This window comes from Flavobacterium hydatis, from assembly GCF_000737695.1.
In the GTDB taxonomy this organism is placed as follows: domain Bacteria; phylum Bacteroidota; class Bacteroidia; order Flavobacteriales; family Flavobacteriaceae; genus Flavobacterium; species Flavobacterium hydatis.
This window is the reverse complement of sequence record NZ_JPRM01000013.1, coordinates 83,617-105,728: the sequence shown is the minus strand read 5'-3', so window position 1 is coordinate 105,728 and position 22,112 is coordinate 83,617. Positions and strand designations below refer to the sequence as shown.

21 protein-coding genes are annotated in these 22,112 nt (G+C 32.5%); 4 read left to right on the top strand and 17 right to left on the bottom strand.

Annotated features, from left to right (window positions below; all coding sequences use genetic code 11):
* The first annotated feature begins 31 nt into the window (after positions 1–31).
* The 4 genes from IW20_RS09695 (at position 32) to IW20_RS09680 (ending at position 4,031) form a co-directional block, all read left to right on the top strand.
* Positions 32–616, top strand: a complete 585-nt coding sequence (locus IW20_RS09695; RefSeq protein WP_035621357.1) for a DUF4202 domain-containing protein — start codon at positions 32–34, stop codon at positions 614–616.
* A gap of 127 nt (positions 617–743) precedes the next feature.
* Positions 744–1,403, top strand: a complete 660-nt coding sequence (locus tag IW20_RS09690; RefSeq protein WP_035621355.1) for a response regulator — start codon at positions 744–746, stop codon at positions 1,401–1,403.
* A gap of 438 nt (positions 1,404–1,841) precedes the next feature.
* On the top strand, positions 1,842–3,110 hold the full coding sequence (locus IW20_RS09685; protein WP_035621354.1) for an alginate export family protein: 1,269 nt from the start codon (positions 1,842–1,844) through the stop codon (positions 3,108–3,110).
* 237 nt (positions 3,111–3,347) lie between these two features.
* Positions 3,348–4,031, top strand: coding sequence for a hypothetical protein (locus tag IW20_RS09680; RefSeq protein ID WP_035621352.1), 684 nt, complete (start codon positions 3,348–3,350; stop codon positions 4,029–4,031).
* A 311-nt stretch (positions 4,032–4,342) separates the two neighbouring features.
* On the opposite strand, the gene moaA is transcribed toward IW20_RS09680, so the two are convergent.
* The 17 genes from moaA to IW20_RS09595 form a co-directional block, all read right to left on the bottom strand.
* A complete protein-coding gene (gene moaA / locus IW20_RS09675; protein WP_035621351.1) occupies positions 4,343–5,350 on the bottom strand; it encodes a GTP 3',8-cyclase MoaA in 1,008 nt (335 codons plus the stop codon).
* Positions 5,337–6,251 carry a bifunctional molybdenum cofactor biosynthesis protein MoaC/MoaB gene (gene moaCB / locus IW20_RS09670; protein WP_035621350.1) on the bottom strand — a complete coding sequence of 305 codons (915 nt, stop codon included), beginning with the start codon at positions 6,249–6,251 and terminating at the stop codon, positions 5,337–5,339. Before moaCB ends, moaA begins: the two co-directional genes overlap by 14 nt.
* 3 nt (positions 6,252–6,254) lie before the next feature.
* The gene (locus tag IW20_RS09665; protein ID WP_035621349.1) at positions 6,255–6,686 is read right to left on the bottom strand and encodes a molybdenum cofactor biosynthesis protein MoaE; all 432 of its coding nucleotides are present in this window, start codon (positions 6,684–6,686) and stop codon (positions 6,255–6,257) included.
* Between the two features lie 337 nt (positions 6,687–7,023).
* The gene (gene moeB / locus IW20_RS09660; RefSeq protein WP_035621347.1) at positions 7,024–8,100 is read right to left on the bottom strand and encodes a HesA/MoeB/ThiF family protein; all 1,077 of its coding nucleotides are present in this window, start codon (positions 8,098–8,100) and stop codon (positions 7,024–7,026) included.
* Positions 8,101–8,111: 11 nt separating this feature from the next.
* Positions 8,112–8,348 carry a MoaD/ThiS family protein gene (locus IW20_RS09655; protein ID WP_035621346.1) on the bottom strand — a complete coding sequence of 79 codons (237 nt, stop codon included), beginning with the start codon at positions 8,346–8,348 and terminating at the stop codon, positions 8,112–8,114.
* Positions 8,345–9,139, bottom strand: a complete 795-nt coding sequence (cobA, locus tag IW20_RS09650) for a uroporphyrinogen-III C-methyltransferase (RefSeq protein WP_035621345.1) — start codon at positions 9,137–9,139, stop codon at positions 8,345–8,347. The genes IW20_RS09655 and cobA overlap by 4 nt, the downstream gene beginning before the upstream one ends.
* Entirely contained in the window at positions 9,136–9,717 is a 582-nt protein-coding gene (locus IW20_RS09645) for a molybdenum cofactor guanylyltransferase (RefSeq protein WP_035621344.1), read from the bottom strand. Before IW20_RS09645 ends, cobA begins: the two co-directional genes overlap by 4 nt.
* Positions 9,718–9,898: 181 nt before the next feature.
* Positions 9,899–10,645, bottom strand: a complete 747-nt coding sequence (locus tag IW20_RS09640) for a sulfite exporter TauE/SafE family protein (protein WP_035621343.1) — start codon at positions 10,643–10,645, stop codon at positions 9,899–9,901.
* Between the two features lie 8 nt (positions 10,646–10,653).
* On the bottom strand, positions 10,654–11,826 hold the full coding sequence (locus tag IW20_RS09635) for a molybdopterin molybdotransferase MoeA (protein WP_035621342.1): 1,173 nt from the start codon (positions 11,824–11,826) through the stop codon (positions 10,654–10,656).
* A gap of 203 nt (positions 11,827–12,029) precedes the next feature.
* On the bottom strand, positions 12,030–12,278 hold the full coding sequence (locus IW20_RS09630; protein WP_035621341.1) for a DUF6755 family protein: 249 nt from the start codon (positions 12,276–12,278) through the stop codon (positions 12,030–12,032).
* Positions 12,279–12,302: 24 nt separating this feature from the next.
* Positions 12,303–12,815 (bottom strand): Rieske (2Fe-2S) protein, encoded by a 513-nt coding sequence (locus tag IW20_RS09625; protein WP_035621339.1) that lies wholly within the window; start codon positions 12,813–12,815, stop codon positions 12,303–12,305.
* A gap of 11 nt (positions 12,816–12,826) precedes the next feature.
* Positions 12,827–13,396, bottom strand: coding sequence for a 4Fe-4S dicluster domain-containing protein (locus IW20_RS09620; protein ID WP_035621337.1), 570 nt, complete (start codon positions 13,394–13,396; stop codon positions 12,827–12,829).
* 17 nt (positions 13,397–13,413) lie between these two features.
* The gene (locus IW20_RS09615; RefSeq protein ID WP_035621335.1) at positions 13,414–15,630 is read right to left on the bottom strand and encodes a molybdopterin oxidoreductase family protein; all 2,217 of its coding nucleotides are present in this window, start codon (positions 15,628–15,630) and stop codon (positions 13,414–13,416) included.
* A gap of 77 nt (positions 15,631–15,707) precedes the next feature.
* Positions 15,708–16,760 (bottom strand): hypothetical protein, encoded by a 1,053-nt coding sequence (locus IW20_RS09610; RefSeq protein ID WP_035621333.1) that lies wholly within the window; start codon positions 16,758–16,760, stop codon positions 15,708–15,710.
* 28 nt (positions 16,761–16,788) lie between these two features.
* The gene (locus IW20_RS09605; protein ID WP_035621331.1) at positions 16,789–18,381 is read right to left on the bottom strand and encodes a magnesium transporter MgtE N-terminal domain-containing protein; all 1,593 of its coding nucleotides are present in this window, start codon (positions 18,379–18,381) and stop codon (positions 16,789–16,791) included.
* A gap of 20 nt (positions 18,382–18,401) precedes the next feature.
* Positions 18,402–19,877: an MFS transporter gene (locus IW20_RS09600; protein WP_035621329.1), complete on the bottom strand. Its 1,476-nt coding sequence runs from the start codon at positions 19,875–19,877 to the stop codon at positions 18,402–18,404.
* A 560-nt stretch (positions 19,878–20,437) separates the two neighbouring features.
* On the bottom strand, positions 20,438–21,514 hold the full coding sequence (locus IW20_RS09595; RefSeq protein ID WP_035621327.1) for a hypothetical protein: 1,077 nt from the start codon (positions 21,512–21,514) through the stop codon (positions 20,438–20,440).
* Between the last annotated feature and the right edge of the window lie 598 nt (positions 21,515–22,112).

The following is a 22,112-nucleotide window of genomic DNA, read 5'->3' as shown; positions in this document are numbered from 1 at the left end:
TGTATCTTTGATTGTATATATCTCTTTATAAATGACAACACCTTTTCAAAAAGCAAGCGAATGGATTGATGCTGAAAATGCTCAGGATCCAAATCACGAAACCGATAAAAATACTACGTACCCTAAAGAGTTATTATACTCTAACAGAATGTACGCTAAACTCATGGATTTTTATCCAGAAGCTTCAGAAGAAATACAAATTGCATCTAAAGCCCAACATATTTGCAGATGGAAAGTTGCTCGTCAATCTTACCCAATGGATCGAGTGGGATATTTAAAATGGAGAGAAGATTTAAAGAAATTCCACGCCAAAACAACTGCTGTAATTTTAGAAAAAGCTGGTTATGATTCAGAATTCATAGCTCGTGTATCTTTCTTAATCGAGAAAAAATTACTTAAAAAAGATGCCGAAACACAATTACTAGAAGATGTAATTTGTTTAGTGTTTTTAGAATATTACCTTGACCCTTTTGTACATAAACACGATGAAGAAAAATTAAAAAACATCATAAAAAAAACATGGGATAAAATGTCTGATAAAGGACATCAAGAAGCTTTAAAAATAAACTATAGTACAGAAAATCTAGAATTAATAAAAGCTTCTTTAGGTTTGTAATTTATTGTTTTCCTACCACACAATTTTACTTTTAAATTAATACCATATCAAGAAAATTAAGAATTACGTATATTAGCATAATAATCTAGAAGAATATACGTAAATTCTAATTTCTAAATTAAGTAAAATGGCAGATATTATTCGCGTTGTTCTGGCAGATGACCATGTATTTGTAAGAGATGGTATTAAATCATTATTAAAGAACGAATCTAACATTGAGGTAGTTGGAGAAGCAGCAGATGGCTTAGAAGCTCTGGAAATTGTTATAAACAAACAACCCGATTTACTTATAGTAGATATTAGAATGCCACACTTAACTGGCATAGAAGTAGTAGAAAGACTTAGAGAACAGAATCAGTCTGTTAAAATAATCATACTAACTATGCACGAATCTGAAGAGTATGTTTTAAAATCTATTAAAGCAGGTGCAGATGGTTATTTATTAAAAGGTTCTAGTAAAGAAGAATTTTTAAAAGCGCTACATACTGTCGCTATGGGAGGTAAATACTTTAGCGGTGATATATCGGCAATATTAATCAAGCAACTTCTTAACAACAATTTCAATGTTGATTTGAGACAATCTTCTGGTGAAGAAACGATGATTACCAGAAGAGAAAGAGAAATTCTTAAACTATTATTAACTGGAAAGGGAAACAAAGAAATCGCCGAAACTCTGAATATTAGTAAAAGAACTGCCGAAGTTCATCGTTTTAATTTAATGAAAAAACTCAAAGTAAAAAATCTAATGGAGCTATCTAATAAAGCTACCGAATATTCTTTGATTTAAACTAAAACAACACGATTCCTACAACTACTGGAAACAAGTATTTATACTTACTACAAAATACATAAATTAGTTTTTTACCTACATCCAATATAAGTATCTATCAGGATTAAGTCTCTTTATCTTATCCATACTTATTGCTTTTTTCGCAACAGCTTACTTCTCACCCATTTTACTTTTTCCTATAAAACATTAAAAATCTTACAGTTACAAATAAATACTATATCTTTATTGGTAACTTTTACCCCAGTTCTTCGATTTATTCTTTTAGCAACCTACTTAATAAAAACGCATCTAGTAATAATTAAAATATTAGCTAAAGTGTAGCATGTTAAAACAATACATAACAATAATTTGCAATAAATTTTGATTACATGATTTTTATCACAGAAAAAGACCTTTTTGTCCTTTAAATTTACATCATATATAAATAACACTGTTATGAAAAAAATAAAAATTATCGCTTTATTAATATTAGTAAGCATAGGCGTTGATATGCAAGCACAGGAATTTGACGCAAATTTACAGCTTAGACCCCGCTATGAATATAGGAACGGATATAAAACGCTTATCCCATATGGTCAGGAAGCAACATCCTTTGTTTCTCAACGCTCTAGGTTAAATTTAAACTTTGCACAGGACCAACTAAAAGTAAAATTAACTTTTCAGAATATTAGAACATGGGGAGATGTGGGAACAACTACAACGAAAGATGTAAATGGTGTAGCCGTTTTTGAAGCATGGGCACAATATGATATAAGTGAAAAATGGAGCGCAAGAGCTGGTCGCCAAGTACTTTCATACGACAATCAACGTATTATGGGAGAAATTGACTGGTTGCAACAAGGACAAAGTCACGACGCCTTAATGGTTTCGTTTCACCCAAAAAATCATCAACTTGATATGGGATTAGCCTATAACTCTGACGCCGAAAACACTTTTCAAACTCCATACACAGTAGGCAACTATAAAGCAATGCAATATGCATGGTATCATACTAATGTAGACAAATTAGGAATTAGTCTATTAGTTTTGAATACTGGTTATGAGTATATGAATAATGATGTCGACAAAAAATTACTAATTGATTACAAACAAACTTTTGGGACTTACCTGACTTACAAAGACAAAAAATTTGATGGTAACTTAAGTTTCTACGGTCAAACCGGAAAAAGTGCAGACAAACATGTTAGCGCTTGGGATGGAGCTCTAAACGTTGCATACAGCGTAACAGATTCATTTAAAGCTGGTATTGGTTACGAATATCTATCAGGAAAAGATACAAATGACGGAAGTACAGTTATCAAATCATTCAACCCTATTTTTGGTACCAATCATGCATTCAATGGTTATATGGATTATTTTTATGTTGGAGGTGGTCATCAAAACAGCGTTGGTTTACAAGATGCTTCTTTGAAATTCAACTACAATGTAAAAAAATGGCAATTTGCATTAATGCCACACGTATTCTTATCTGCTGCTGATGTAGTTGTAGATAACAAAAAAATGGACTCTTATTTAGGAACTGAGGTTGACTTTACAGCTGGATTCAATTTCAAAAAAGAGATCACACTTACAGGAGGTTATTCTCAAATGTTTGGTACTAAAACTTTAGAAGTTTTAAAAGCTCCTGGATATGCAGGACATACCAATAACTGGGCTTGGTTAATGATTTCTGTAAATCCAAGAATATTTACTTACAAAAAATAAAAAGCATTCATCTTTAAATTCAATTTTAAAACTTCCCTTTTGCCACAAAGCAAAGGGGATTTTTTTTGCATATAATGTATAAAAAAAATCAAAAGACGTATGATTGATGAAAAACTTAACATTGCAATACATTTATATTGATTATATTTACTTAACTGAAAGTTAACAATTTAGACACATTCTTAATCTTTCATCATTACTAACTTCAAAAGTTTTCAATTATAAAGCCAATATCATATGGAAAAAAAAGCGACCGAAGGTATTACTCAAAATACTGATTTACCCAAAACAGATGACGTTCAACCAATTGTAGAAGACAAAAAACCTACAACACCTCCAGTAGTAAAAACACCAGTTAGAAAAGCTCCCGTTAGAAAAACAACGACAGCTAAACCTGCAGCCAAAGCAACGACTGCACCAGTAAAAGTTGCACCAAAACCTCCTGTAAAAAAAGCTGTACCAGCAAAATCTGCTACACAAACTACAGAGACAACTCCTATACCAATAAAATCACCTCAAGCTACTCCCGCCAAAAAAGTGGCTACTCCTGTTGTAAAAGCAGTAGAAAAAACAATAGTCGATAAACCAACTGTAGCAGCAAAAGATAAAAAAGTCACAGCGCCTAATACAGGCAATTTAGTTGATGCAATAGGAGAAATCATTAAAGAAAAATCTAAAGATAAAAAGAAGAAAAAGATGAAAGACAAGGATAAGGACAAAGAGAAAGAAAAAAAGAAATTAGCTAAGAAAAAAGAAAAAGCTAAAAAGGACAAGAAGAAAGAGAAAGCTAAAAAAGCTAAACTTAAAGCTAAAACCAAAAAGAAAGAAAAAGCTAAGAAAGCAAAGGAAAAAGCTAAAGCAAAAAAAATAGCCAAAAAGAAGGCGAAAAAATCGAAATCAAAATCGAAAAAGAAAAAATAATTTTAAGAAAAGGTTTGACTTTAAAAAGTTGAACCTTTTTTTGTTTGGAGAGGTTTTAACTTTGCTTATTCTGGATGCAGACTAAGTAGTCCCCATCGTAACCTTTGTCAAAGTTTTGAACTTTGACAAAGGTGTTTTGCGTAAACTAAATTGAATCATTTTATAGATGATACTAATCAGGCTTCGACTCCGCCTGACATATAATTATATTATGAATAGACCAATATTACGTAGACGCAATGCGGTGCGCCTCTACAGAAACCTTTGCTTCTTTGAACCTCTGAACCTTTGAGCCTCTGAACAAAAAAAAACTACCCGCCAATAGTAATCATACTGCGATTGTCTTGGTTTAAATTTGGGTTGTTTAATTCTTTTATTGTAGTCATTCCTGCTCTTACTTTTTTCTTACTATCAATTGCTTCAGAAATCAAATCGGTAATTCCTTCTCCATTTCTAAAAGGAGTCAATAAATCCGTTTCGGTATTAGAGAACAAACAGTTTTTTATTTTACCATTTGCTGTAAGGCGGATTCTATTGCAACTATCACAAAACGGATTTGTTACTGAACTAATAATTCCAAAACTACCTTGATAATCTTTTATCTTAAAAGTTCTGGCTGTGAAGTTTTTTTCATCTTCTAACTTTTCAATTTGAGATGGGCTATAATGATTTGCAAGAGTTTCTAAAATTTGTTTTTGAGAAACCATTTTGCTTTTATCCCATGCATTTCCTGCAAAAGGCATAAACTCTATAAACCGAATGGATAAGGGTAAAAACTCTGTTAGTTTAATAAAATCGATAACCTCATCATCATTAAATCCTTTTATCAGAACGACATTTACTTTTACATTAAAATCATTATTTAAAAGTAAATGCAAGTTGTCAATTACTTTCTCAAACTGATCACGAAGCGTTATCGAATTGAATTTTGAAGCAATTAATGTATCCAGACTCAAATTAATATCTCGAACATTAAATTGCTTTAAAACGTCTAAATGTCGGTCTATCAAAATACCATTTGTGGTAAGAGAAAGTTTTATATTGAGACTTGCTAATTTTGAAATAATTTCAGGGAAGTCTTTTCTTAAAAGTGGTTCTCCTCCTGTTAATCGGATTTTATCAACACCGTTTTGTACAAATGTTTGTGCGATAGCAAAAACCTCATCGGCAGTCATTAACTCATTTTTTGGAGTTAATGTAATTCCGTCAGCAGGCATGCAATATGTACAACGCAAATTGCATTTCTCAATAAGTGAAATACGCAAGTAGTTGTGCTTACGCCCAAAACCATCTGTTAAAACTGTGTTATTTGGCATCATGATTATTGCCTTTTAAAATATGAAATACATGTAAAACATGCGGAAAAATAGCATCCATAGATTCTCTTGCTCCATTTGTTGATCCCGGCAAAGCCAATACTAAAGTCTTCCCTAGAGTTCCTGCAACTGTACGTGACAACATAGCGTACGGCATACGCTGTTGCCCGTAATTACGAACTGCTTCTTCGATACCCGGAATACGACTTTCTAATAACGGTGCTAGTGCTTCGGGAGTTACATCACGTGGTGACAAACCTGTTCCTCCTGTAAAAATCACTAACTGATTCTCTTTTGCGTAAGCTTTAGTTCTTTCCTGAATAATATCGACCTCATCAGGAATAATCTCATAATGTGCCGTTTCTACTCCATAAGATTCTAGTTTTTCAACAATAATTTTACCCGAACGATCTTCTTTATCGCCTGCAAAAATAGAATCAGAACATACAAAAACTGCTGCTTTTATTGTTGTTGGAAAACGATTCTTAAATGACGATTTCCCACCTTCTTTATTAATTAATTTTATTGTAGATATCTCAATCTCTTTATCAATTGGTTTAAGCATATCATACATTGTAAGCGCCACAATTGATGCTCCATGCATTGCCTCAACCTCTACTCCTGTTTTGTAAACCGTTTTAACTCTAAATATAATTTCGATAGTTAACCCCTCAATTTTATATTCTACAGATGTAAATTCGATTGGAATCGGATGACAATCCGGAATGGATAAATGGGTGTTTTTTACAGCAAATAATCCTGCTGTTTTTGCCATTTCCATTACATTTCCTTTTGGCACTAAATTATTTACAACTGCATCAATAGTAGCTTGTTGGCTTACTTTTACAATTGCGGTTGCGGTTGCTGAACGTAACGTATTTATTTTATGGGTAATATCAACCATTTTCTAGGTATTTTGCTTCCAGATGAAAGTATCGTTTTCAAATAATTCTTTGCCAAAAATGGGCACATCGGTTTTTATCCAATTTACAATAGCTTCTGTAGCTTCATAAACTTGTTTGCGTCTTGTAGCCGAAACAAAAACAAATAAACAAATCTCACCCGCTTTTACTACGCCCAGACTATGATAAATATGCATGCATGTTAAATCATATTTGGCAAATGCTTTTTCTCTAATTGTATGCAAAGCTTCATTTGCCATATCGGTATAAGCCGAATAATCAATAGCCACTACGGTATTGTCATGAATAACATCGGCACGAACTTGTCCTAAAAAAATATTATGTGCACCAATAGTATGTTTCGATTGATGCTTCGCAATAGATTCGGCTATAAATTCAGAAGAAATTGGTCCTTCTACAAATACATTTTTACTCATTATTTTTATTTTTATGTCATGGCTAAAAGTTTTTCAACCACGAATTTCTCTAATTATCACTAATTCTATTTTAAACTGTGGCTAAGAAATTAACCGCAAAGTTTACAAAGATTTACGCAAAGTTCGCAAAGCTTAAATTCTTAGAAACTTAGAACCTTAGCGCCTTTTTTTAAATTCTTTTAATCTTTTAAATCTGTGGCTAAAAAACTAACCGCAAAGTTCACAAAGATTTACGCAAAGTTCACAAAGCTAAGAACCGCAAAAGCTAATATTCTTAGAAACTTAGAATCTCAGAACCTTAGCACCTTTTTTTAAAACCTTTGAACCTTTGTCCCTTTTAAAAAGCCTTTGAACCTTCTGCTAATAACTGATTCAAAATTAAAGCTCCTCCAATTATACTTTTTACATTTTTAAACTGATGCTTTTTAAGTAATTCCGTTGCCATTTTACTTCTTATTCCTGATTGACAGAAAACATAAATAGTTTGACTTTTATTCAGTTTTCCTATTTCATCTTCTAAACTCAATAACGGGATTTGAATTTTATTCTTGAAATTAATTTCTGGAAGTTCTCCTAAATTCCTAACATCTAAAAAAATAACTTCATTTGCATCTATTTTATCCAAAATGGTTTCGGCTGCTATTTCTTCCCCTTGATTTTCAATTACTTTATATTTTGCTTCAAAAGCAGATTTATTAATAACTAAACTTTCCTTTTTTTCAAAGTCATATTTTTGCTGTTCGTTGTCCAATAAATTATAAACCAGTATTTTACCTCTCAACACATCGCCTATTCCTAAAATCATTTTTATAACCTCATTTGCTTGTAACATTCCGATAATCCCTACCGAAATTCCAATTACTCCTGCATCATTACAATTTAAAGATTGGCTGTTTTCATCTGGATACAAGCAACGATATGTAGGTCCGTTTTTATAATTAAAGACCGAAACTTGCCCTTCAAACCTATAAATAGAACCGTAAACTAATGGTTTATTTACAACACAACAAGCATCATTTATAAGATATTTTGTTGATAGATTATCCGTTGCATCAACTACTATATCATAATCTATAAATAAATCAAGTGCATTATTACCTGATAATCTTTCGGTTATTGCATTTATTTTAGCTGTTGGATTTAATTCATTAGCCATGCGTTTTGCCTCTAGCACTTTGCTTTTTCCGACTGCATCATTTTTATAAATAACCTGACGATGCAAATTACTCAACTCGATTACATCATCGTCTACAATTCCTATTTCACCTACACCTGCAGCTGCCAAATAAGGTAATATCGCCGATGCTAAACCTCCTGCGCCAATTACCAATACTTTTGCTTTAAGCATTTTTTGCTGACCAATTTCTCCAACTTCTGGAAGTATAATTTGTCGATTATATCGTAATGCTGACATATTAAATGTATTTATCCACCTGCAAATGGTGGTAATAAAGCAATTATATCATTGCTTTTTAATTCATAATCAGTTGTTTTTGGTACTATCTTCTGATTGATTGCTATACTAAACGAAAGTGTATTTAACTGATATTTTTTATCTAAATCGTTTAATAATTGTTTCAATGATAAATCCCCCAAAGGAACTTTCTCTGTTGGGCAATTTGTTTTTTCAGCTACAGCACCAAAATATTTAACCTCTATCATGGCTTTAAATTTAAATTCTGATAAATAAACTCATCTTCTAAGTATTCTTCAAAGTAGGAGCTTAGTTCTAATATATTTCTTACTACTTCTCCAATAACAATTATTGCTGGCGAAGCTATTTCTTTATCCTTAACTAGTTTAACGATTGTACTAATCGTTCCTGTAACTTTCTTCTGATTGTCTTTTGTTCCGTTTTGAATAATCGAGACAGGTAAATCATCCGTTCTGTTTTTTTGATACAATGCAATTATCTCCTCTAGTTTATGCATTCCCATTAGTATAACAACCGTTGCTGCCGATTGCGATGCTAAATTTATATCTTTTGATAATTTATGATCAGCGGTCGTTCCTGTAATAACCCAAAAACTTTCGGCTATTTCTCGTTGTGTCAAACTAATCCCGTTTGTTGCAGGAACTCCTAATGCCGATGAAATTCCGGGAACAACATCTGTTTCCAGATTAAACTTTTGGGCATATTCTATTTCTTCAATACCTCGCCCAAATACAAAAGAATCTCCTCCTTTTAACCGAACAACATGACCGTAACGATTTGCCATCGATACAATTAATTCATTTATCTGATCTTGGCTATATGCATGACATCCTAAACGTTTCCCTACAAAAACAATTTCTGCATTTGTAGCATATTTTAATAATTCTTCGTTTACCAAAGCATCGTACAAAACTACATCTGCATTCTCTAATGCTTTTATCGCCTTAATCGTAATTAACTCTACATCTCCTGGCCCTGCTCCTACTACGGTTAATTTAGGTCTTAATGATATTCTCATAACATTGTATTTAGATTGGCATTAAGATCATTTAATTCGTCCGGCGAATTTATATTGGTAAAATTAAGACTTTGACTTTCGTCGAAAGTTATAATTTGATGTGGCACTTTGGCAATCAGATTCATTAATTTCAAATCTCCTTGGTCAATTGCTTCTTTTATAACCGAAAGATTCTTCTTAGCATAAATCCCAATCAAAGGATGCATTCTGCTCTCTGATGATAAGACAGTAATCGCTGCTTCTTCATCATGTTTCTCGATTAACTCAGCCAATAATTCGGTAGATATCAAAGGAATGTCGCAACTCAAAATCATACTAAATTCACTTTCTGAATAGTACAAAGCGGTATAAATTCCGCCTAAAGGTCCTTTGTCAATTTCGATATCACCTATTTTCTTATATTCCAAATAGTCATAATCATTTCCATTTGTAACTAAGTATATGTTGTTTGTAATAGGCAAAATAGCCTGAATGATATGTTCTATAAAAGGTTTGCCTTTAAACAATACTAATCCTTTCTCAGATTGCATCCGGGAACTTTTTCCTCCACATAGAATAAAAACTGCCAGATCTTTCATATCAAACTATTTATAAATTAAATCTTTTTCTTTTTAACGCATAGCCACATAGTTTCTGAAACTCTAAAAGAAGTTTCACTTTGCATGAGTACACATAGCTATGTGAAAATAATGTATTATCTGTTTAATCTTCTTTCAAATTTAAATCTATGTTTCTATGTGTTAAATATTTTTTGTTAATCTATGGAAATATCAATTTTACGCTTGCCAGCAGAATAACTACTCCTAAAACATATTTTAATGTTTTATTAGAGAAATATCCACTTCCGTAATAACCGCCTAAGATTCCTCCGAAAACCGCAATTGGTACTAAATAAAAACTATCTATCGGAATGGTTTTTCCTCCTAAAAAATAACCTGTTATTCCGGCTAGTGAATTTACGAAAATAAATAGACTTGAAACCGCTGCAGACTCTTTAACTGATGCCCATCCTAAAAATAATAAAATCGGACTTAATATAATTCCACCTCCGATTCCTAACATTCCAGACAATAATCCTATTCCGAAACCTAATGCTAATGCAAAAGGAAGTTTTATTACAACAGCTTCTTTTTCTTTAAAATTAAAAAAACCAAATAATCTAAATGCCGCAAATACTAAAACCAATCCTAATATTACTTTGTAAACCGTACTATCTAATGTTACAAATCCTCCTATAAAAGCTGCTGGAATTGATGCTATTGCAAAAGGATAAAAGAGCTTGGGTTTAAAATAATTCATCTTATAATAAAAGAAGAAAGATATACTGGACACAAACAAATTAAGTAATAATGCCGAAGGTTTCATTATACCAATCGGGAATGCAAAAATTGCCATTAGTGCCAAATATCCTGAAGCTCCGCCATGCCCTACACTTGAGTATAAAAAAGCAATTACTACAAGTGCAATGCTAAAAATGATTAAATTTTCGGTCGTTAATATGTTCATAATTATACTTAATCTAATGGTAATAAAATTACATCTTCATCTTTTTTAATTTCTGTACTGTCGTAAGGTACAAAAAGTAAGGAATTTGCTGTTGCAAAAGTGTTCAACATTGCCGAACTCTGACTATCTAATACACTTACATGGGTTTCATTGTATAGTGCTTTTAAAAATAATGTTTTCCCTGTAGTATTGATTACTGCTGTACTTAGTTTTCTAACAATTCTTTTTAAATGTATTTCTTCAAATCCCATCATCTTTTTTAATGCTGGTAAAACATACACATAAAAACTGGTAAGCGACGACGCTGGATTTCCGGGTAATGCAAAAACTAATTTTTCTTCTTTATTTCCAAAGAACAATGGTTTTCCTGGCTTTTGATTTATTTTATAAAATAATTCGTCTACTCCATTTTTTAATAAAGCTTCTTTAACAAAATCATAATCCCCAACCGAAATTCCTCCTGAAACAAGAATCATATCGTATTTCTCTAAAAGCTTTTTCAATACTTTTTTAGTCGCTTTTAAATTATCTTTTACTCTAAAAACTTTTACTTTTTTAATTCCTGCAGTTTCAAGAGCAGCTTGCAACATAACTGAATTACTCTCGAAAATCTTACCTAATTTTAATTTCTTCCCAGGTTGTACTAATTCATTTCCAGTAACTAGAATAGCTACTTTTGGTTTGCTATATACGTTAACTTCTGTAATTCCTAAACAAGCTAAAAAGCCAATTCCTGCCGGAGTTAATAGCGTATCTTTTTCGAGCATGATATCGCCTTCATTAACCTGTTCGCCTCTTGCTCTTACATTTGTATTAGGCGCTGGTATTTTATCTATCGTAATCGAATCTCCATTAACAGTAACATGCTCTTGCACTACTACGGTATCAACAGAATCGGGAACAAATGCTCCTGTAAAAATTCGTATTGCCTGATTTGCTTTGATTTTATGCTTATCATTATCTCCTGCTTGCGAAATACCAACTACATTATATTGTTTGTTTTCTGAATGTGTAAAGGCATAACCATCCATTGCCGATTGACGAAATGGAGGCATTGCAATAGGTGCATAAACTGTTTCGGCAAGTATATAACCAAGTGATTTACTCACTTTTATTTTACGTACTGGCATCTTAATGCTATTGTCTGCAATAATTGATAAGGCTTTATCTACTTGAATCATGGTGGATATTTTATATAAGTAAAAATACTTATTACAAATGTTTTTATCTAGTAAAAATCATTACTAAATTCAAAAAAACTTAAGGAGTATAAATTTAAGCTTAATTCGTTACATACTGTATTCAAAATCAACACAACCTTTGTCTAAGTTCTATACTTTGACAAAGGTCTGCGTTGTGAGCAATTAATATGGTGAGTTTAAAACTATTTCTTTTTAAAGTTTCCTTGTGGTAAATAATACAACCATGAAAAACCAATTAAAAACAATACAGCAGAAGCTATAAATGCAGGCAATAATATTTCGGTGTTATTATCCAATGCGTTGTTTAGGGAAGCATATAACAACCAAATTTGGATACTAACATTTAAGATTAAAATAAAAATTAATGTCGAAAGTATATTGTTCAACTTATTTGGGTTGGCTCGATTCTGACTTCTTCTAAAAGTACTCATAACTACTATTGTTTTAGGATTGTTCTAGCTTTCTTTCTGTTCTACAAATTCTTTTACAAAAACACCTTTGTCTTTAAAAAACACTTCTAATTTAGGCAATGCTCTTGGTGGAGGTCCAGAAATTACATCTCCAGTGGCAGCATCAAATGAGCCTTCATGACAAGGACAATGAATTATTCCTGTACCTGGTTTGTAAAATACGGAACAAGACAAGTGAGTACATTTTTGTTCGTATGCCTTGAAATCTCCATTTTCCAGATGTATCAAAATATAGGGTACTGTACTTCCTTCTATTACAAATCCTCTTGTTCCTCCTACAGGAACTTCATCTTTATTGCAAATAAAATGTTCTCCTTGTACTCCATCTTTTGGTAACAGATAAGCTTTGGCGGCAACAAATCCGCTTCCGACCATTAATCCGCCAGAAACAAAAGTTAGGAATTTAGCAAAATCACGTCGACTTACCTGAGTAGATTCTTGCTTTTTTATTGGGAAATCTTTTTTCCAGTTTTGATTTAAATTATCTTCTTTTGACATGGATTTTAGATTTAATATATTCTTAATTCATTACTGCCTTTAGGCATCATAATGTTTACTTTGGTATTTACTACTTCTTTTCCGAAGATGAATGTATTGATTGGTGTACTATTAGGTCTCATTTCCTCAATTTCGGCTCTTGTTCCGTAAAACAAAGCTCCACTTGGGCAAACAGTTGCACACATTGGTTTTTTACCCACGCTTGTTCTGTCATAACACATGGTACATTTCATCATTAAGTCGTACTCTTCCATCTTTTTAGGCACTCCAAACGGACATGCCATAACGCAGTTTGAGCAACCTATACATCTTTCGGTATTGGCAGTATGAACGATTCCGAATTCATCTTGCGAGATTGCATCAGCAGGACATACATTAGCACATACTGGATCTTCACAATGCATACAAACTTGTACTGTAGTTTGAATAGTTGAAGAACGCTCGACATAATTCACGCTGATTAATGTTTCTTGTCCATTAGTTTCGCATTCTGCACAAGCCATTTCGCAAGCCTTACAACCTATACAACGCTGCAGATCTACAAAAAACTCTTCATTTGTATTAAAATTAGTTTGGTTCATAGTCACGTTTTTATAGATTAAATACTTGCATAAGCTTCAGATTCTGTAGATGGTGGTGCAATTGTTCCTTGCGGATCCAATAAGCAGGCACAAACTTTAAATTCTGGCATTTTAGAAACCGGATCTAATGTTCCGATTGTTAATTGATTTGCCGATTTTATTCCCGGCCAGTGGTAAGGTATAAAAACGGTATCTTTTCGGATAGTCTCCACAATGTTTGCTGGAAAAATACCTTCACCTCTTCGGGTTTCAACTCGTACTAATTCGCGTTGTTTAATTCCGTATTTCAAAGCTAATTCTGGATGAATCTCTACCATTGGTTCTGGAAACTGATCTACTAGTTTACCTATACGTCGTGTTTGTGTTCCGCTTAAATATTGAGAAACAACACGTCCTGTAGTAAGTGTTATAGGATATTTCTCGTCTGTAACTTCACTAGGTAATCTGTAAGGAGCTGGATTAAAATGGGCTTTCTTATCTGGAGTACAAAATACTTTATCTTCCCATAATCTAGGTGTTCCCGGATGATCATCTGTTGGACAAGGCCAGAAAACGCCCATATTATCTTCTATCTTTTTATAAGATATTCCAAAATAATCTGCTGTTCCACCTTTTGAGGCAACTCGAAGTTCATTAAAAATAGCTTCACTATTTTCATAAGTAAACTTATCTTCTTCACCTAGTCTTTTTGCCAATTCTAAGAAAATAGAAGTATCTGTTCTTGCATCTCCCGGAGGAGTTACAGCTTGGCGAATTCGGATTACTCGTCCTTCTGCCGATGTAGTTGTTCCTTCTTCTTCTTCTTGCAATGATCCTGCAAGAACAATATCCGCATGACGGGCTGTTTCATTCAAGAAGAAATCAATACAAACATAAAACTCTAATTTTTCAAGTGCTTCTCTTACATAACTATTGTTTGGTAATGATACTAACGGATTAAAACAAATAGAAAGTAATCCTTTGATTTCTCCTCTATGTATAGCATCAATGATTTCGTAAGCCGACAGCCCTTTTCCTGGCATATCTTTTTCATCGATTCCCCAAACTTGCGATATGTATTTACGATGTTCCGGATTTTCAATATCTCTATTTCCTGGTAGTTGATCGCACTTATGACCATGCTCTCTTCCTCCTTGTCCGTTTCCTTGTCCGGTTATTGTTCCGTATCCGCAATAAGGTTTACCAAGTCTTCCTGTTGCCAGAACTAAGTTGATACAGCCTACTACATTATCAACTCCTTTTGTATGTTGTTCGATTCCGCGTGCGTGAAGCAAAAAGCTCGTTTTGGCTTTACCCCATAATTCTGCAGCAGCTTTAATTTTATTTTTATCAATTCCTGTAATCTCTTCTGCCCACTCTAGGGTATAATCTTTTACAGCATCGATTGTTTCTTGAAAACCTGATGTATAATTATCTATAAAATCATGATCAAGCATATCGTGATCTACTAGATATTTTAACATCGCTCCGTACAATGCCGAATCGGTTCCTGGTTTTATATCTAAATGAATATCTGCTGTTCTTGCCAACGGAATCATTCTAGGATCTATAACTATAAGTTTAGCTCCTCTATCTCTGGCTTTCCAGATCCAATGGGTTAATGTTGGGAAGGTTTCGCTAATGTTTGCACCACTTACAATAATTACTTCGGCATATTCTAAGTCAGAATAATTATTTGAAGCGCGGTCTAATCCAAAAGCTTTTTTATTTCCTGCTCCTGCACTTACCATACAAAGTCTTCCGTTATAATCTAGATTTCTGGTTTTTAACGCTACACGCGCAAACTTCCCTACCAAATAACTTTTTTCGTTAGAAAGTGATACTCCAGATAACATAGAGAAAGCATGCTTGCCATATTTTTCCTGAATTCTTTTTATTTCAGATACGGTTTTATCCATTGCTTCATCCCAAGTCGTTTTCTCGAAACCTTTTCCTTCTACTCTCTTTAAAGGGCTTAAAAGTCGGTCGGGATGATTATTTTGTAAATAGCGTTGTACTCCTTTTGGACACAAACGTCCTTCGTTAAAAGGAAATTCCATCCAAGGTTCGAAACCTACTACTTTATTTTCTTTTACTAATAATTGAATCCCACATTGCATTCCGCAAAAACAACAATGTGTTTTTACCACTTCATCTGGTTCATCTCTACCTTCGTAACCATCTTTGGGTGCATAATTTAAATGCGGTCCAAAATCTTCAATTATTTTTTCGGTTGATACAGGTAATTTTGCCATCTTTTTCTTTGTTTGTTTTGTTTAAAGTTTAAAGTTCTAAACTGTAACTAAAAACTGTGACTGTGTACTTTTAAAAATTATCCAAATAAGCTTCCGCCACTTTCTAATCTTGCTTTTAAATGTGCTTGTGCTAAACGAGATCTTTTCCCTTCTGGGCTTAAATCAAGGTGTGAAGTTCCATCTTCGTGTGTAAAATCAAATCCTAATTCTTCGGTAACAATCTTTAAATCATTAATATGCAATTGAGTTGCAAATTTTTCTCCTGTATGCGGACAAACTGCCATTCCCATTTTCATACCTTCTTTTTTATAAATATGTGCCCCTATCTGGGCTGGTCGCTGAATGATATGAAAGAATTTCCCAAAGGGAATCCATATTAAGAACATAATTACTGTTACGGCATGAATTACAGCTAGGAAATCAAACGCAAACCCTTTCATGAATTGATACGAATAGGTAAGACATAATCCTGTAACTGATATTGCAATTAGTAAAATAAGTGGCAATAAATCACCTTCAAAAGATTGTGTTGCTATTAAACCTGGATTTGTTAATCGTCTTCTTAAATAATAAACGGATCCAATTATTACTAACCAAGATGACCAGTTTAAAGCATGAAAAATCATAAATGCCATAAATGATCCTATCTTAAAATCCATCATTTTAAACCCAAAGAAATGAGCTTCATAAATTGAGATTGAATCTGGAGCCAAGGTAAAATGTATCCATCCGAACGTAAGCGGAATTGTTATTGCAAATGCCGACATACAACCTAATGCAATACAAAAGTGAGCTATCCAGCGGTATTTACTTCTTGGATAAATAAATTTTTGAACCACAATATTCTCTACAGATTCTTTTCCTAAAAACCATAAATGAGAGAATATTTTTCCTGTAAATAAAAACTTGATGCTTCGTTTAAAATACATCCATGTTGGTGGACGTTGCAACCAAACTGAATAACGATATACGATTCCGAAGAAAGCGAATACTGTCCCGAATAAATAAGTTACTAGTGCGGCATCAAAGTTTTGCAATTGCCTCGACCCGTAAAACACAAGCACAATAGTCAATGCAGACACTAAAGTCGCTACAAGCAAAGCTTTGGTATTAAAGGTTTTATTTTTCATCTTTAATTTTAATTTAATGAATTACTTATTAACTCGGTTTCTCACAACCTTTACGATTGTAGAACCACCAATTTATACCTGTAGCCAATACAGAGAAAACAGCAACACCTATAAAAAATTGATTTACAGTACCATTAGCCGAAAGATTATTTCCTATTAATTTAGAGAAAATAAATGGTCCAAATGCTGCAATTGCTGCTGTCCAACCAATAACTCCAGCTGCCTGACGTTGATTTTCGGCAAAAATAATTGGGTATTGTCTAAACGTACCTGCATTTCCAATTCCGGTAAAGAAGAACATTGCTAGAATTACCGCTACAAAAAGAGGAAATTGATCCATACTTGTTGGCGCTACTAATCCTTCTGTAACTAATATAATTGCTCCTGCCAAAATTCCTAAACCTGTAATTGTAGTAAGTATAGCTCCACCTACTTTATCGGCTACAAACCCAAAGATAATTCGGCTCGCTGACCCGATAAGAGGACCGTAAAAAGCATATACTAATGGATCTGGTGCGTTATGAAAATCTCCATACAAGAATTTAATCATTAAAGGAAATGCCGCAGATAAACCTGCAAATGTTCCAAAAGTCATTACGTAAGTAATCGTACAATACCAAGTATGTTTATTAGAGAAAATATCCAATTGTTCTTTTATCGAAGCTTTCATTGGTATGCTTCTTAAATAATACCAACTTAAAATAGACAATAATATTAAGAAAGGAGCAAACCAAAATGCAGCCGATTGTAAATAAATTTCGGTGTTTTTAACCGCAGTATTATCTGGCTTAATATCATTTAATATTTTCTCTGCCAATTTTGGATTTGCATTTGCAATGGCCTTAGCTTTAGCTTTTACAGGCAATGAAGTAAAAATAACTACTTTATCACTTGATTGAGTAGCTGTACTCACCGAGTCGATTATGTTTTTCTTTACATTAGCTAATATTTTTGTTTGTACTTCGCCATCAAGCGCTCCAAAAACTTCTTTTTGTTTTTCGATACTTGAATTCTCAAAAACACTTACTGTTTCTTTAGGGTTAATGCTTGTAAATACAGAGGCTGCCCCGTAAATACCAACACTTATAATAAGTGGTGTAACAAACTGTGCCACCGAAACCCCAAAGTTTCCTATCCCTGCTTGTATCCCTAGTGCTGTACCTTTAAGTCTTTTAGGGAAAAACAAACTTGTACTTGGCATATAAGAAGAGAAATCTCCTCCACCAAAACCTGTTGTAAACGCTAATACTGCAAATACCCAAAATGGCGTATTTATATCCATCACTGCAAAACCGATCCCTATTACAGGAATTAATTTAAGTGCTGTAGCAAAAGATACTACATGTCGCGTTCCGTATATGGGTAATATAAAAGTGTGAATGATTCTTAAAACCCCTGCTGCTAATCCTGGGATTGCTGTTAACCAAAAAAGTTGATCTTTGGAAAAATTAAATCCTAATCCTGGTAATTTTACAGCTATCACACTCATCATAAACCATGAGGCAAATGATAATATTAAAGTTAGTGTTGTTATTGTTAAAGTTCTCCATGCAATTTTACTTCCGGTAGAGTTCCAAAATGCTTCATCTTCGGGATCCCATCTGTCTAACCAAGTTTTCATATATTATATTTATTTAATTTTTAGTGATTGTCTTCTATGTGTCTGGTAAAATTTGGTGATTTTGTTCTCATAACATTTATGATTGTTCGGTGCATCCATAATAAGCACAGAACAGATACTATGAAAATAAATATCCATGAACTAGTCCAGAGTCCTGTATAATTAAGCAGATATCCGAAGATAATTGGTCCTACAAATCCGCCTAATCCGCCTATTAAACCTACCATTCCACCAACAACTCCAACTTCGTTAGGGAAATATTCAGGAATGTGTTTATAAACTGCTGCTTTACCAATTCCCCATGAAATACCTATAAGTATTACCAAAACCACATAGACCCAAAGATTGGCGCTAAATTTTATTTGGGTAATTCCCTGAGCTAATAATTCTTTCTTTTTTACTTCTTGATTTTGTTTTACCAGAATTTCCTGCCATGAGTTTTTAACTGGGAAAATTGCTGTATCATCATCTGTTGAAGTTTCTTTTGAATTAACCTTATGTAATTTGCCATTTACGATTATTGCATCGGCAGAAATCTCTGTAACAATACCATTATTAGTAGCTAGAACTCCAGGACCTGCTGTAAAGATTTCCATTTTTGGGAACATCAATAAAAAACTAATAACTATCGATGATCCTAAAACCCAATACATGACTTTTCTGGCTCCGAATTTATCTGATAAATAACCTCCAAAGGCTCTGATTATTCCTGATGGCAAACTAAACATTGTTGCAAACATTCCTCCCATTACCAATGACGTATGATAAACATTCATGAAATTAGGAACTAACCATTGTGAATAAGCTACGAAACATCCGAAGACTAAAAAATAATAGGCTCCAAAACGCCAAACTCTAATGTTTTTAAGAGGTGACATTAGCTCTTTCATTGTTTTTGAAACTCCTGGATTGGTTTTATTTTTAGCAAAAACAATAAAAAGTATTCCTATAAAGACTAAAACTGCTGCATAAATTACTGGCAACATTTTCCAACCATTTATTGGGTCTTTTTCTGATAAAGTATTTAATAAAGTAGGTGCTATGAAAGTTGTAATTGCTGCCCCTGCATTTCCCATTCCGAAAATACCTAAAGCTCTACCTTGCCAGTTTTGAGGGTACCAAGCCGAAGTATATCCTATACCTACTGCAAAGCTGGTTCCTACTAAACCAAATAGAAAACTTAAAACTGCAAAACTCCAGAATGAATTGGCAAACGGGAGAAGAAAAAGAGGAATAGAACATAATAACAATAAAACAGAAAATATAATCTTACCTCCATATTTATCTGTTAATATACCTATTGGAAGTCGGAAAATTGATCCTGATAAAATAGGAATTCCTAATAGCCAACCTGTTTCTACAACTGTCCAATTAAATATACCTTTATCTACAAGATATGTAACCAAAACACCATTAAGTGTCCAGCAAGCAAAACATATTGTAAATGCCAAAGTGTTTAAAAATAAAATTTTGTGTGATTGAGATAAACTACTCATAATTGACTGTTTTTAATATTGTTTCTAATTAAATCAGTACTCTTTTTATGAACCCTTTAATTAAAAAATCAAAATTAAAGAAATCAATTCCTACTTAAAATGACATTTGTCATATTAAGGACAATATTATCCTTAATCATTTCTTTATGTCCAGTAGGATATTATTTTAAACAATGGTGGTTTTATTCCGAATAAAATTAACAAAAAATGTTATACAAAAAGAAATTAACACGTATTAATAAAGAATATAAATAACTTACTATCAATACCATACATTCAATAAATTTAGATTAAGATTTGCTATAATGCAATAACTTAAATGATTTTCTACTCAACTTTTGATAAAAATTAAACTACAAATGAGATAGACGGCACTTTCATGTCAATATAATTTTGATAATGGAACTTTTGAAAGTCAATAAACTCAGATTTTAAATTCAAATTGTATTAAAAAAGCTATTTTTTATTAATGAGCATATCTTAAAAAAAAACAAAAAAAGCAACCCTTTTTAGAGTTGCTTTTCTTTATAATTTTTAGGTAAACTAAAAAACTTCTTAAACTAATAATAAGTTATAGCTGTTTTTTCATTTAGCACTGTTGGTGAAGGTTTCCCATGAAATCTCATTCTTGTTAAAACATAACCATTTTCATTATAGGTGTATTCACTTTTCGATAATCTGGTATTAGCTAGATTTCCATTTTTATTTACAATAACCGAAAAGCCAGCTTCATTATTAACACTATTAGTACCTATAAGAATAGTATTAAATCCTAAAATATTTTTTGTAGGTATATTTTTTGTGTCATAAACAAAATCAGATGTTTCAACAAGCTTAGTTGAAGGATCAAATGAAAATGAAACTGAATGGACATATTTAACCATATTACCTTTTTCATAAGTATAAACCCAGGTACCCCAATCAGGATAATCGCTCGTCTCAGTAATTAAACCATCTGTACCGTAAGCATAATTAATTGTATAATCAATACTTCCATCAGATTCCTTTCTTATCATAGATATCAAATCTTTTTTTGAATTATATACATATTCAAAAGATGACTTAACAGTATTATCAACATTATAGTAGGTTACTTTTGTAATTAAATCCTCATTATACGTATACTTTGCTATTGCATCATATACAGTTACGGTTTCGTCATCTAATCTAGTCGTAGTACTTTTGATAGTTTGACTTATTATTTTAGTAATATTAGTAGCATCATAAGTATATGTATACTCAGATTTCGTGTTTTCTATAGTATTAAATAATTCTACAGTTCTTGTTTTAGGAAGTTCTAATATTACTTTTTCAGAAACTACTCCTTTTGCACTTTCCACACCTCCTGAATTAGCCGTAACAGTATATGTAAAAGAACCAGTAGATGTAAGCACATCTTTAAATTTCGCTTCTGTAAGTGGGACAGCATTAATTTTTACAGGATTACCATTTCTGTAAACATTGTATGTAACACCAGTACCTCCCACAACAGACCAGCTTACATCTACTCCACCTCCATTTAATGCAGCTTTTATAGTCACGGGAGCTGTTGGTGGGGCAATAGGGCTGTCTTCATTGTTACTACAAGACACGAGTATAAAAAAAGATACAAACAATAGGGTAATGTTTTTTTTCATTTTTATTTTTTTATAATTATTTCGGCGAAAATAGCTAAAACAAACACATATAACCAAAGATTTTACATGTTAAATCACAAATCAATAAATAATAATCTTTTTTTTAGGATTAATTCTCAAATCAGATTAATTCTAAGAAATATAAACCGTTATAATTATGTAGTAGATTAAGCCGACAAAAATTAAAAAGAGAAGTCCTACATAGCAAATAACTATTTACTTAGCCCAAAAAACATCATTTATAAGCAAATTAGACTTCTAATTATTGCTTAAACAAAAGAAAACAACTGCCTTAATCTGAGATAAATATATGAATACCCCATTTTGAAGCTTTAAATTTTAACAAATAATCAGTATGACAATATTACTTACCTGATTATTAAAATATTCGTAAAAACTCAATTTGATTTTTTGCTCATTATAAAAACCTGTACATTTGAAAAATCAAAAATGAAAGATAACAGTATAAAATATCACTCTTCGATAACAACTCAAAACTGGGTTGCAATTACTGCTACAACAACTTCTACAATTACTACTACCCCTTAGGGGTATACATTTTTACATATAATCCGGTTATCCATACTTTTTTTCCAGA